Origin of the sequence: Bifidobacterium sp. ESL0800 (assembly GCF_029395355.1) — a bacterium.
Lineage (GTDB): Bacteria > Actinomycetota > Actinomycetes > Actinomycetales > Bifidobacteriaceae > Bifidobacterium.
The window spans coordinates 2,031,805-2,045,465 of sequence record NZ_CP113913.1 but is presented as its reverse complement, the minus strand read 5'-3'; the positions used below and the strand labels follow the sequence as shown (position 1 = coordinate 2,045,465).

General features: G+C 59.8%; 10 protein-coding genes. 6 read left to right on the top strand and 4 right to left on the bottom strand.

The window, feature by feature from the left end; genetic code table 11:
* The first annotated feature begins 121 nt into the window (after positions 1–121).
* A complete protein-coding gene (locus tag OZX75_RS07705; RefSeq protein ID WP_277146057.1) occupies positions 122–1,897 on the top strand; it encodes a glycoside hydrolase family 13 protein in 1,776 nt (591 codons plus the stop codon).
* A 101-nt stretch (positions 1,898–1,998) separates the two neighbouring features.
* Here OZX75_RS07705 and OZX75_RS07700 read toward each other — a convergent pair whose 3' ends face one another.
* Positions 1,999–2,697, bottom strand: a complete 699-nt coding sequence (locus OZX75_RS07700; protein WP_277146056.1) for a histidine phosphatase family protein — start codon at positions 2,695–2,697, stop codon at positions 1,999–2,001.
* 110 nt (positions 2,698–2,807) lie between these two features.
* Here OZX75_RS07700 and OZX75_RS07695 point away from each other — a divergent pair, with 110 nt between their 5' ends.
* On the top strand, positions 2,808–3,482 hold the full coding sequence (locus OZX75_RS07695; RefSeq protein ID WP_277146055.1) for a DUF4235 domain-containing protein: 675 nt from the start codon (positions 2,808–2,810) through the stop codon (positions 3,480–3,482).
* Positions 3,483–3,562: 80 nt separating this feature from the next.
* Positions 3,563–4,354: a nitroreductase family protein gene (locus tag OZX75_RS07690; protein WP_277146054.1), complete on the top strand. Its 792-nt coding sequence runs from the start codon at positions 3,563–3,565 to the stop codon at positions 4,352–4,354.
* Between the two features lie 172 nt (positions 4,355–4,526).
* Here OZX75_RS07690 and OZX75_RS07685 read toward each other — a convergent pair whose 3' ends face one another.
* Both OZX75_RS07685 and OZX75_RS07680 read right to left on the bottom strand, forming a co-directional pair.
* Positions 4,527–4,793, bottom strand: a complete 267-nt coding sequence (locus OZX75_RS07685) for a hypothetical protein (RefSeq protein WP_277146053.1) — start codon at positions 4,791–4,793, stop codon at positions 4,527–4,529.
* A gap of 338 nt (positions 4,794–5,131) precedes the next feature.
* Positions 5,132–6,070 carry an aldo/keto reductase gene (locus OZX75_RS07680; RefSeq protein ID WP_277146052.1) on the bottom strand — a complete coding sequence of 313 codons (939 nt, stop codon included), beginning with the start codon at positions 6,068–6,070 and terminating at the stop codon, positions 5,132–5,134.
* A 325-nt stretch (positions 6,071–6,395) separates the two neighbouring features.
* Between OZX75_RS07680 and OZX75_RS07675 the strand changes: the two genes are divergently transcribed.
* On the top strand, positions 6,396–7,880 hold the full coding sequence (locus OZX75_RS07675) for a C1 family peptidase (RefSeq protein ID WP_277147513.1): 1,485 nt from the start codon (positions 6,396–6,398) through the stop codon (positions 7,878–7,880).
* A gap of 509 nt (positions 7,881–8,389) precedes the next feature.
* Here the strand turns inward: OZX75_RS07675 and metG are convergent.
* Positions 8,390–10,267 carry a methionine--tRNA ligase gene (metG, locus tag OZX75_RS07670; RefSeq protein WP_277146051.1) on the bottom strand — a complete coding sequence of 626 codons (1,878 nt, stop codon included), beginning with the start codon at positions 10,265–10,267 and terminating at the stop codon, positions 8,390–8,392.
* Between the two features lie 204 nt (positions 10,268–10,471).
* Here metG and OZX75_RS07665 point away from each other — a divergent pair, with 204 nt between their 5' ends.
* Complete coding sequence (locus tag OZX75_RS07665; protein WP_277146050.1) at positions 10,472–11,485, top strand: hypothetical protein; 1,014 nt, start codon at positions 10,472–10,474, stop codon at positions 11,483–11,485.
* A gap of 135 nt (positions 11,486–11,620) precedes the next feature.
* Complete coding sequence (locus tag OZX75_RS07660; protein WP_277146049.1) at positions 11,621–13,405, top strand: MFS transporter; 1,785 nt, start codon at positions 11,621–11,623, stop codon at positions 13,403–13,405.
* Positions 13,406–13,661 lie beyond the last annotated feature (256 nt).

Here is a 13,661-nt window from a genome sequence, read left to right as displayed (position 1 = left end):
TTTAGTCTCTTGGCTTTTTGATTACACTAATCATCAATATGATAACGTTGTCAAAATAAAGGCCAGGTAAGGGCACGGCGAGAACCCGCCTATTGCCAACAGCCGTAACGAAAGGAAACCAATGACCGCCAACAACACACGCGACGACTGGTGGAAGCAGGCCGTCGTCTATCAGGTCTATCCACGCAGCTTCAAGGACGTCAACGGCGACGGATTGGGCGACATCGCCGGCATCACCGAGAAGATGGACTATCTGAAGACGCTGGGCGTGGACGCGATCTGGCTTTCGCCGTTCTATCCTTCCGAGCTCGCCGACGGCGGCTATGACGTCATCGACTACCGAAACGTCGACCCGCGGCTCGGCACGATGGACGATTTCGACAAGATGGTCACCACGGCGCACGGTTCCGGGATCAAGGTGATCGTCGACATCGTGCCGAACCACACCTCCGACAAGCATCGGTTCTTTAAAGAAGCGCTCAAGGCCGGACGCGGCAGTGCTGCGCGCGACCGCTACATCTTCCGTGAAGGACGCGGCAAGAACGGTGAACTGCCGCCGAACGACTGGCAGTCGCTTTTCGGCGGCCCGGCCTGGAAGCAGGTCGACGACGGCCAGTGGTACTTCCACATCTTCGCCGCCGAACAGCCCGACGTCAACTGGAAGAACCCCGACATCCACGAGGAATTCAAAGAGACTTTCCGCTTCTGGAGTGACCACGGCGTCGACGGGTTCCGCATCGACGTGGCCCATGGACTGGCCAAGGACTTCGACAGCAAATCGCTGGAAGAACTCGGCCGCGAATACAGCGTGGAAAACAACGTCAGCCACGATGGCAAGAACCCGATGTGGGACCGCCCTGAAGTCCATGAGATCTACAAGGAGTGGCGTCAGGTCTTCAACGAGTACAACCCGCCGCGTTTCGCCGTCGGCGAGGCCTGGGTCGTCCCCGAGCACCAGCATCTCTACGCCTCCCCCGACGAGCTCGGCCAGGTCTTCAACTTCGAGTTCGCCAAGGCCAACTGGGACGTCGACGAGATGCGCACCGCCATCACCGAGGGCCTCGAATCCGCGGCACAGAGCGGCGGCTCCACCTCGACATGGGTGATGAGCAACCACGACATCCCGCGCAACGCCTCCCGCTACGGTCTGCCGCAGGTCAAAGCCAACGGCCAGCACCAGATCCCCACCGATTGGCTGCTACGCGACGGCAAGACCTACATCGAGGACCGCGAGCTCGGCACACGCCGCGCACGCGCCGCAGCGATGATGGAGTTCGGCCTGCCCGGATCCGTCTACATCTACCAGGGCGAGGAACTCGGCCTCTTCGAGGTGCCGAACATTCCGTGGGACCGCCTGGAGGACCCGACGCCGTTCCGCACCGCGCGCAACTTCAGCGACAAGGGCCGCGACGGTTGCCGCGTGCCGCTGCCCTGGGTTGCCGGCGACGAGCCGAAATCCGCCAGCTGGAGCGAGGACGGGGCTTTCGGCGAAGGTGCCTCATTCGGCTTCTCCCCGGCCACCAAGGCCGACGGCAGTCCGAGCGCTGAGCCGCATCTTCCGCAGCCGTTGTGGTATAAGGATTTCGCAGCCGACAAGGAAGCGGCCGACCCGCAGAGTATGTTGAGCTTCTACCGCGAGATTCTGGAGCTGCGTGCGCAACTGCTCACCGCCACCGGCGACCACGATTCCATCAAGATGCTGGACATGGGCCATGACGTCATCGCCTACACGCGCCCGGCCAAGACCGCGGACGGCCAGCGTTTCGTGAGCGTCACCAACTTCGGCGCCGCCCCGGTTGCGCTGCCCGGCGGCAAGACCCTGCTGACCTCGGCACCGCTCAACGCCGACGGCAAGCTCTCGCAGGACGCGAGCGCCTGGCTGCTGCTCGACGAGTAGATCCGACAAATCACACCAACAAGAAGTGGCTGAACCCAAAATCCATAAAGGTTCAACCACTTTTGTTTTCTGAAGGCATATTGGCTCAGTGCCGCATTGATTCACACGTTCCAGCGGACGATGACGGGGTCGTTTTTGTAGTAGCCGAGCTGCGAGTAGTGGGCGGTGTCGAAACGCAGAAGTCGGCCAGCGCTCGGGTCGACACGCAACCACTGGGTGGTGATGATACGCAGGATATGGGCGTGCGCGACGAGCAGGACGTTGTGGCCGGCAAGGATCAGCGGCGTCACCCGTTCAATCACCCGCCGGGCGCGGGCCGCGCCCTCATCCACTGTCTCGCCGGCTCCGCTGTGGACATCGATCTTCTCGCCGTCAGGCAGCGTGCAGACCCAATCACCCTGCAATTGTGCAGGCAATGTCTCAGGCCCCTCGTCCCACACGCACCAATCGTGTCCGATCGCCGAGCTGACTTCCTCACGCCGACGCCCCTCGGCGGGGCCGTAATCCCACTCTTCGAGATCGTCAAGCGTCTCGAAATCCGAATAACCCGCCAATTGCGCGGTCTCGCGGGCGCGATGCAACGGGCTCGAAAAAATATGTCCACGTCCGAAACCGTCCGGAAACGCCTCACGCAATCGTTTTCCGCCGGCCATCGCCTGCCGCCGCCCCTCTGCGTTCAACGGCACGTCCGTGCGCCCTGTATATTGCCCGCTGACACTCCACGCGGTCTGACCGTGACGCAACAACACCAAGTAACCAGGTTCCGAAGCGCCTTCGCCCGAAGTAAGATAATCACTCATAGTGCCACTTTAACGCGGGCCGGGCACGTCGCCACGGAAAATGCGGCGAGCGGCATTTTGCTGATGGCACCGCAGACAGCCGAGGACAGTGCGCCGTCTATCATGGAATCATGCATGCACGTCACAGCAAAACCGCGGTGAAAGAAGCCGATCGAAAACCCGCCGGTCAGGAACTCGCCGCCGCTTCCGTGCAGGACCAATCGCCTGCATGGAATTCCTTCATGCCTTCCGCATCTGCGGGCGCCGGTTCTTCAGACCATTCGGCGGAACCCGGCGGCTCAGGCGAAACTGCGGTTCAGACAGACGACGACAATAGTGCATTACATAGTGGCAAAGACTCTTTCCCCTCGACTTCAGCTCCAGCTCCAAAATCGTCATCAGCTTCGTCGGCAACTCCATCCTCATTCACTTCAACCACATCTTCATCCGCCGACCGCATCGTCGAAAGCCTTCACCGCGTCGACCAGAAAGTAGAAACCATGCGCCAGAACCGTTTGCAAGATCCAGACACATTGGGCGACAAAATCGTCAAAATCGTCCTGCCCACCGTTCTGGGAGCGTTGGCGGGCAAGGCGTTCAAAACCGTTTGGGACAGCCAAATCACGCGCAGGCGCCGGTCAGCAGGCGCAGGCGGCACCGCCGAAGACGCCCAGCAGCAAGGCTTTATCGCCAGCGTCATCTTCGCCGCAGCCTCGGCAGCATTCGGTTCCGTCATCTCATCGCTCGGCACGCGCGGTTCGAACGCGCTGGTCACCCGTCGCCAGAACCGTCGCGGTAGAAAATAGATACCGATATCACATCTGTCGTCTTACTCAGAGCGAAAAATCACTGGCGTATTCCACCTTGATTCTGCGAGAATATGACTATGACTGAATCTCTAAATAATCTACGTACCAACGAAACCATCGAGACGTTGCTCAACCGCCGCTCGATCCGCAAGTTCAAGTCGGATGCCATCGACGAGCAAACCGTTGCGACGCTGGAAATCGTGGCGCAGCACGCGGCATCAAGCCAGTATCTGCAGGATTGGTCGGCCATCCGCGTTGAGGATCAGGCCGTCAAAGGCGCCATCGCCGAAATCGCCCACCAGACCTACGTGGCCGAAGCCCCGTTGCTCTACATTTTCGTGGCCGACGAGCACCGCAACGCCGCCATCGCCACACGCAAAGGCGTCGACGTCCACTCCGACGAATTCACGCTGAACTCCAGCTATCGCTTCACCCAGGCGCAGAACGACGCGGTTCTTGCGCTGCACGCCATGGAGACCGCCGCCTATTCGCTGGATCTGGGCTGTGTGATTCTCGGTTCCGTGTTGAACAATCCGCGCAAGCTCATCGAGCTGCTGCACCTGCCGGAATTCACCTACCCGGTGCTCGGCCTCGCCATCGGCAAGCCCGACCAGTCGCCGGCGCTGAAGCCGCGCATGGAGCGCGACGACCAGTTCTTCGTCGACCGCTACCCGGCCGATGACGCGCAATTGCTGCACGGGCTCGACGCTTTCGACAACACCGTCCATAAGTATTACGATCTGCGCAACACCGAACGCCCCGTCGACGCCTTCAGCGACCAAATCGCGAACAACTCGGTCGACCGCGGCGTCTTCAGCCGCTCGGTCACGCCTGTCGCCGAGGACCAGCACTTCCGCTTCGACCGCTGAGCCGTATCGGCACCAGACGAATGCCTCCGAGACGTCGAAATTCCAGCACCTCGGAGGCATTAGCGTATATAAGGCCACTTCCTCGCGTGGACGTATCCCCTTCCCGACTTCCAGCACGTCGAATCGCCCGATGACAGTGGGCCTCGCCAACATCATCGTCCGCAATCGCGGATTAACGCCGCCGCGGCTTGAACCCGCGCTTGCGCGAATGAGGCTTCGCACGTCGCGCGGCGGCCTGTGCGCTGATACCGCGCAGGAACTGTTCCTCTTTCGGATCGTGGTGGGTCAGATGCCAGCCACCGCAATATTCGCACCGGTACACCCACAGCTCGGCATCGCGCTCGATGAAGGCCTGCCGGGCGGCGCGCTCGGCTTGGGCCTTGTCGTGGTAGATGATCTTGCGCGAGCTGGCGCAACGTTTCGGGGTGAAGTAGTGCACGCCCCTACCCTAGCAACGCCGGATTACAGCAACCTGAAAGCACCCAGGCCAGTCACCGCAGAATCATATCGTTCGAGCTTACGAATCCGCATAAGTCCTTTGCTGCTGGAAACCTGCATATAACCAATCGCCCAATGCCGTTTACCAGCAGCAACATAACAGAATCCCTTATTCACACTCACTCGTGCTGGGAAACTCGTGCTGGGAAACTGCACCTAGCAGCGAGACAAAGTCCGTCTACCAGCATCCTCGACGCGCATAGATACAAAATGCGGGTAAACTGCACCTGAGCCGAAACCAGATGCAGTTTACCCGCATGAATATGTTGAATCAGCGATTTACGGCAGATCGTTGCCGGCGGCGAAGTAGAGGTCGTACCACTCCTGAGCACTCAGCTCGACGTCGGTTCCGGCCATCATCTCGCGCAGACGGCTCGGCGTCATCGAGCCGAGCAACACCTGCATGTGCGCGGGATGGCGCAGGATCCACGCCACGGCGATCGCGTTCTTGGTGACGCCGTGCGCATCGGCCACGCGCTGCATGGTCTCGTTGAGCTCGGGGAACTTCGGGTTGTCGATGAACACGCCCTCGAAGAAGCCGAACTGGAAGGGGCTCCACGCCTGGATCGTCATGTGGCGCAGACGCGAGTAGCTGATGAGCCCGCCGTCGTGGTCGACGCTCGGCGCATCGGTCATGTTGACGTGCATCTCCTGGCGCACCATGCCGGTGTGCCCGAGCCCGAACTGCAGCTGGTTGACCTCGAGCTTCTGGTCGAGACCGCTCTGCAGCAGCTCGACCTGCATCGGGCTGAAATTGCTGACGCCGAAATGGCGGACCTTGCCGCTGCTCTGCAGCTCGTTGAACGCCTCGGCGACCTCTTCAAGCTCCATCAGCTGATCAGGGCGGTGCAGCAGCACGAAATCGACATAATCGGTTTGCAGGTTCGTCAGTTCCTTGTCGAGTTCGCCGACCAGATAATCCTTGGTGAAATCATAACGGTTGCTGCCATCGTGGTCGTGTTCCCTGTGAATGCCGAATTTGGTCTGCACATAGATCTTGCTGCGGTCGGCCTTCACATCCTGCAGCGCCTGACCGAGCTCCCTGCTGCTGGCGCCATCGCCATAGCAATCCGCGGTATCGAAGAAATTGATGCCGCCGTCCAGCGCGGTACGCACGATTTCCTGAGCCTCGTCCCTGCTTTTGCTGCGAATACGCATCGCTCCGAGAGCCACGCGCGAAGCTTTTACGCCCGACGTGCCTAATTCGCTATATTTCATAAAAGACCTTCCTTGGTTAGATACATCCGCATCCAGTCTAAGGCAAGAGCGCGAAGTATCCGAAGCACCGGACGCTCGCTTGCCGCTGGGCGCAACGCACAACACGGCGACGCACAACCTTGTGACCCAATACAGCAACACCGCAACACGACGATGCCGCAATCCGCCCCAGCCCGGACACCCGGCCGACCCCATGAACCGCAAGCCCGCAGAAGACAAGTCCCACGATAAGATATGAGCATATAGCAATGGAGGCAAGATGAGCGAGAACCAGACCACAGACGATGAAGCGGCAGAACCCGGCACTTCCACCGCACAGGTGGCGATGAGCGTCGACGACGTGCGCCAATACCACGAAGCGTACAATACGCAACCCGCAGCCCGCGCCAACCACGTCGCCGCGAACGCCGCGGTCAGCAACGGCGTGCTCAGGGCCGCGACCAGCTACGCCGGCACCCGCGAGCTTGCGCACGATTTCTCGATCGAGCTGAAGCAGGGCACCATCACCAACCAGCGCCAAAGCGGACGCTGCTGGATGTTCGCCGCGCTCAACACCCTGCGCTACGAGCTGATGCACCGCTTCAAGCTTGAGAACTTCGAGTTCTCTGAGACCTATCTGTTCTTCTGGGACAAGTTCGAGAAGTCGAACACCTATCTGGAAAACGTGCTGGCCACACTCGACGAGCCGACCGACAGCCGTACTTTCGAGGCGATCAACAGCTATCCGGCCGACGACGGCGGCTGGTGGCAGATGTTCGTCAATCTGGTCGACAAGTACGGGCTGGTGCCGAAATCCGCCTACCCGGAATCCGCGAATTCCAAGAATTCCGACGCGTTCACGCAGTATCTGACCACCAAGCTGCGCCAGTTCGCCATCGCGCTGCGCGAGCATCACGAGCAGGGTGCCGGCACCGACGAGCTGCGTGCGTTCAAGAAGAAATACATGGAGGACATCTACCGCATCTGCGCCATCGCCTTGGGCGAGCCGCCTGCCACGTTCGATTGGCGAGCGCGCGTCAAGGACGGCGACGACGATAAGGATTCGGACAGCGGCAAGAAGAAGGCCGACGACACAAACACCAAGGTGGCCAAAGTGGATGGCGGTACATCCGCAGCTACAGCTACAGCCGACGCCAAAACCAAGAGCGCCCAGGGCGAATCCGGCATCGACGAACGCAAGCAGATCGTGGAAATCGGCATCACGCCCTTGCAGTTCTACCGCAAGTACGTCCCGGTTGACGTGGACGATTTCGTGACGGTATGCAACAACCCGATGCCGAGCCGACCGTACTACACGCATTTCCAGCTCAAGTACTCCACCAACGTTGCCGAAACCGGCAATCTCGACTTCATCAACGTTCCCATCGACGTGCTGCGCAAGGCGGCCGTCGACCAGGTGAAGGCAGGGCACCCGATCTGGTTCGCTTGCGATTGCATGCAATACAGTCTGCGCGACAGCGGCTATTTCAGCAAAGACGCGGTACGGGTCGACGAGCTGTTCGGAATGGATTTCAGCATCGACAAGGCGCACGGCCTTGAATACGGCGATTACCCGAGCAACCACGCTATGACCATCACCGGTGTCAATCTCGATAAAGACGGACAGCCCGATCGCTGGAAGATCGAGAACAGCTGGGGCAAAGACAACGGCGATGACGGCTACTATGTGGCCGACGGCGAATGGTTCGACCAGTTCGTCACCGAGGTCATCATCCGCAAGGAGTTCCTGGACGAGAAAACGCTCAAGGCCACTGCCGCCGAACCGACGATTCTCGAACCGTGGGAGGCGCTCAGCGCCCGTTGCGACTGAGGCGAGAGGTTCGGGAAATCTAGAACGAGGCTCACGCTTCCACTTTCGGAATGTGCGGGCCTCGTTTTGTTGGTCTTAATCGTTGAAGAGCATCAAATCAGAACCTGCAGAAAAAGAGATGCCCGGCGGAGAGAAAGCCGCCGGGCGAGAGAAGAGAGAAGAAGGTTCAATTATGGGATTCAAAGAAGAATCTCGCCAGCGGTTTAACTGCTGACATCTCTAATATAACAGCATTCTCCTTGGAAAAAGTATGCGCTGAACTCAAAGAAGTCTGTGAAAAGTGTAACGATTTTGTAATAATAAGTCTCAATATGTGACCGCCGACACTTTTATCTGTCTTTCGCTAGACATATTCCCCATCCATAAACAGTAAATGAGAGCCGAGCGTTGGCTCACAAGCGAAATCCCTAGCCACAAAAGCTCAGCTCAAAGCACAAACCCCGCCGACGACACACGTCACGGCGGGGTTTGAAATCTCATACATTCGGGGTCACCAAGGCGAAGGCCGTCTACTCAGATTTCTTGTTCTCGGCGAGCTCTTCCTTGGCTTCCGCCAGACGTTTCGCCTCGGCCTCCTTGCGGGCCTCCAAGTCGGCCTCGAAGCGTTCCAGCTCTTCGGTGATGGCCTCTTTCGGAATCTTCTGGAAGATAGGCGAGGGCTTCGGCACCGTCGTACCCGCGATCAACGGCTCACTGCGCCAAGGATGCACCGTGCGGCCAAGCTCGTAGTCTCCGGTGATGATCGGATAGGTGAAACCGGGCTTGTCGAGATCCTCGACTTCCTCGATATGTGGCAACGGCGAGAACGTACCGACGCCGCCGAGCGCCTCCCAGACCTTCTGCGCGGCCTGCGGCAGGAACGGGGCGAGCAGATGGTTCGCATCCGAAACGGCCTGTGCACACGTGTGCAGCACGGTGCCGAGACGCTTGGGGTCGTCCTTGATCTTCCAAGGCTCGACCGCGGAGATGTACTTGTTGATGTCGCCGACGACTTTCATCGCCTCGTTCAGGGCGTTCTTCTGGTGGTGATGCTCGATGAGCCCGCCGACCGTGTCGAAAGCGGTGGCCGTCTCTTCCAAGAGCGCGCGGTCTTCGGCGGTCATGGAATCCTCGTCAAGTTCCGGAATCTCGCCGAAGTTCTTGTACATGAGGTTGGCAACGCGATTGACCAGGTTGCCCCAACTTGCGGCAAGTTCCTCGTTGTTGTGACGCACGAACTCCGACCAGGTGAAATCGGCGTCAGAGGTCTCCGGCCCAGCTATCGAAATGTAATACCTAACGGCATCGACGGGGTAACGCGCCAGAATGTCCTTGACATAGATGACGATGCCGCGCGAGGAGCTGAACTTCTTGCCCTCCATGGTCATGAACTCGCTGGCAACGACCTGCTCGGGCATATTGAGCCTGCCGTATTCGCCCGGCTCGCCGCCCTTGGAGCCTTCGCCGTTGTAGGCGAGCATTTCGGAAGGCCAGATCTGGGAATGGAAGGTGATGTTGTCTTTGCCCATGAAGTAATAGGCCGGGGACTGCGGATCGTTCCACCATTTCTTCCACGCGTCAGGCTCGCCTTTGCGCCGCGCCCACTCGATCGAGGCCGAAAGGTAGCCGATGACCGCGTCGAACCAGACGTAGAGCTTCTTGTTGGGGTTGTCGATCCAGCCGTCGACCGGCACGGGGATGCCCCAGTCGATGTCGCGGGTGATGGCACGCGGCTTGACCTCCTTGAAGAGGCCCAGCGAGAAGTTGATGACGTTGGTACGCCAGCCCTTGCGGGTCTTGAGCCATGCAAGATTGGCCTCGGCGAGCGCCGGCAGGTCGAGGAAGAAGTGCTCGGTCTCCTTGAATTCCGGCTTCTCGCCGTTGATCTTGGAGACGGGGTTGATCAGCTCGTCCGGGTCGAGTTCGTTGCCGCAGTTGTCGCACTGGTCGCCGCGAGCGCCGTCGGCCCCGCAGATCGGGCAGGTGCCCTCGATGTAGCGGTCGGGCAAGGTGCGGCCGGTGGAAGGCGAAATCGCAACCTTCTGCGTACCTTTATATATGTACCCGTTCTTCAGGCACTGCTTGAACAGCTCCTGGACGACGTGCTCGTGGTTGCCCGTCGTGGTGCGGGTGAAGAGGTCGTAGCTCAAGCCCAGATTGCAGAGGTCCTTGGCGATGACGCGATTGTAGCGGTTGGCCAGCTCCTGCGGGCTCACCCCTTCCTTGTCCGCCTCGACCAGAATCGGGGTGCCGTGTTCGTCGGTGCCGGAAACCATCAGGACATCGTTGCCCTTCATACGTTCGTAGCGCGCGTACACGTCGGAAGGCACGCCGAAACCGGCTACGTGGCCGATATGGCGGGGGCCGTTCGCATACGGCCATGCAACGTTCACCAAAATATGAGTCATAACTACCGATTATTGGGCCCAGCGGGGACAGCGGAGGGCTTTCACGCGAAGCAGGCCAGACAAATGCAAGACAATGAGCGGAACTTGACTACTTATCGACCGTGTCGTCCACAATTTCGTCGATGCAGCCACCAGTTGTGCACATATCCACTTTTTGTATTTTCGGATTTGCCAATCACACGATGACATAGCTATATTGCACGCATGAACACTACAACAATGGACACACAGCACACAGTAAACCTGTACTCTCGCAAACCCGCCGGTCCGCGCGAATACGCAGGGACCGGGCGTCCACCGCCGAACGCAACGCCGCCGGCGAACCAGAACCAAAACTACGGGCATACTGACGGGCATACCAATGGACATATCACCGGACACGCTGGCGCGCATACTGACGGCCACGCCAAGGGGCACGACAGCGATCACACCAGCAGCCACAGCAGCAGCCACGCAAACGGCCATACCGGCAGGCGCGGCATTCTCGGCAGGAAACAACGCAACCGCAAAGCCGGAAGCCCCAAAAGCGAAAACGGTCTGAACGTACGCTTCGAGTCCAACGCACCGACGCTTGGCCTCGGCAACACCCCGACACTCGGACACGGCGACGCCCCGATGGCTCCCGGCAACTTCAGCACCAATACCGCACCACCACCCATCAACCGCACCACGCCCATGCTCATGAGCAACCGCGATCTGCCTGGACCCTTAAGCATGAACCGGCTCGATGGTTTCGGCGCCCTGCACCGTCTAGATGACATCAGCGCCTATCTCGCCGAATACTCGGACACGCTTTTCGGCAGGGGCACCATCATGACCAAAGTCGTGCCGAGCCGATCGATCGCCTGCGGCCGCAGCGCCCTATGGGTATGGATGGGCGGCAATTTCCCCGATGTCATCGACATCATCTCGGGCTCGCATTTCCGCTCGATGGCATACGGCCGACCGATCAAAACATACGACCGTTGCGTCCCGGAAGGCCAAATGAGCACTATCGCGGGATTGAAAGTGACCTCGCCGACCAGAACGGCCTGCGACATCGCGCTGATGAGCGGCACCGCCGTACCCGACAAGCGCCGTGTGGAACTGGTCTGCGCGCTCATGCAGGAATATCACATCGATCCGTCCGTTTGCCTCGAAATACTGCAAAAGAACCACTTTTGGCCGAATATGCCCCAAGCCCGTAAGTTTTTCAAAGCCGTCCAATACTGCTTTTAGAACGCGCTTATCGGCAGCGGACAAATCAGCGATTAAGCCCAACAAGAGAATCAAAAGGACGGAGAGTTATCATGGAGTAATTGGCGTTAGCGCTCATCAGGCGAGATGAAACGCATATCGAGAGGACGGACCTGCATGTCACCATCGGGAAATCAGAACCAGAACCGCGGTGCGGAGAGCGCGGGACATGCCCCGCGCGGAGTCCATCCGATTCAAAGCGTCAAGCATGTAATGCATATAGGCACGGGCCCGCAACGAGGCAAAACCGGCGAACCGAAAATGCAGAAAATCCATATCCGCCGTCAGTTTTTGCGCACCAAAGACATCACCGTCGTCGAGGAAAAGACGCTGAAACAGGCCATCGCCGGCACCGTGGTCGGCAACTTCATGGAATGGTACGATTTCGGCATCTACGGCTATCTCGCGGTGACGATGGCGAGCGTTTTCACCAGCGGGCTGCCGAAGAGCATGAGCCTGATCGTGATGCTGCTGGGCTTCGCGGTGAGCTTCCTCGTCCGGCCGCTCGGAGGCATCGTCCTGGGACCGCTCGGCGACCGCGTGGGCCGGCAGAAAGTGCTGTTCCTGACGATGGGCATGATGGTGGTCTCCACCGCGCTGATCGGCATTCTGCCCACCAGCCATCAGATCGGGGCCTGGGCCATCATGCCGCTTTATGCGCTGCAGATGGTGCAGGGCTTCTCGACCGGCGGCGAATATTCCGGGGCAACCACCTATATCTCCGAATTCTCGCCCGATCGCAAGCGCGGTTTCTACAGCGCCTGGCTCGACATGGGTTCCTATATCGGCTCGGCGTTCGGCGCGGGTATGGTGGCCATCACCACCGTCGTGGCCGAACACGGCTGGGGCGCGGACGCCATGGTCAACGGCGGCTGGCGCGTGCCCTATCTGCTCACCATCCCGCTGGGCATCATCGCGATGGCTCTGCGTACCCACATCCCCGAAACCCCGCAGTTCGCGGCGCACCAGGAACGCCAGGAAGCGGAACAGGCCCAGCTTTCGCACGAAGCCCGAGAAGCCGCTTGGAGGCAGGAATCGCGCTGGGACCGCCCGGGCACGATGCTGTACGTCATCAAGCGCCACTGGCGCCGTCTACTCATTGCCGTGGCCATCGTCGCGGCCACCAACACCGCCGGCTACGTGCTCACCAGCTACATGCCGACCTATCTGCGCGAGGAAGTCGGCACCACGCCGACCATGGCCGCCGCCGCGACCGTGCCGGTGCTCGTCATCATGGCGCTGTGCCTGCCGCTGATCGGCCATCTTTCCGATATCATCGGCCGCAAGCCCATCTACGCCATCGCCGTGATCTCCACGTTCGTGCTGGTCTACCCGGCCTTCCAGCTGCTGCACCACGGCACGTTCTGGGCCATCCAGGGCGCGCTGGCGATGATCGCCATCCCCGTGGCCTTCTACGCCGGCGTCTCCGCGAGCACGCTGCCGGCGCTGTTCCCCACCGAATCGCGCTTCTCCGGCATGGGACTTTCCTACAATTTCGCGGTCTCCCTGTTCGGCGGCACCACGCCGTTGGTCTCACAGGCGCTGATTACGCTCACCGGCAACCACGATATGCCCGGTTTCTATATCATGTTCTTCGCGATTTTCAGCGGCATCGCCTGCATCGTAATGCGCGAGACGTCGGCTTCGCCGCTGCCCGGTTCCATGCCGACGGTTGGCAGCGAGGAAGAGGCGCGCGAACTCGTCCTCACTCAGGAACAGAACCCGAAGATCGACACCTCGACCATGCCGATGCCGATGATCACCGTCGAAATCCCGGTCGGCCAGACGCTCCCCCAGCGCCCGGAAAACATCAAGCCGGTCGTTCACACAGAATCCGAAGCAGATTCAAAGCAATCCGACGATAAGCCCGACGGCGACGGCGACGGCGACGGCCAAAGCTGAATCCATATGTATAAAAACGCATAAAACCTGCAAAACGTATAAAACATACCAAAACAGACAAACGCTAGGCCATATATGTAGTTCATACATAGTCCATATATATAAAGGTGCCCGAGAAGCCGATAAAGCCTCTCGGGCACACACAGAATTCGCGGCCTTCAACCGGCGATCACGGCCGGCCGTCAATCCCCTTTTGCAAAAGGCGACGACCTACCGCGACGCCGGCCGGCGACCTACCGCGACGCCGACCAATGGC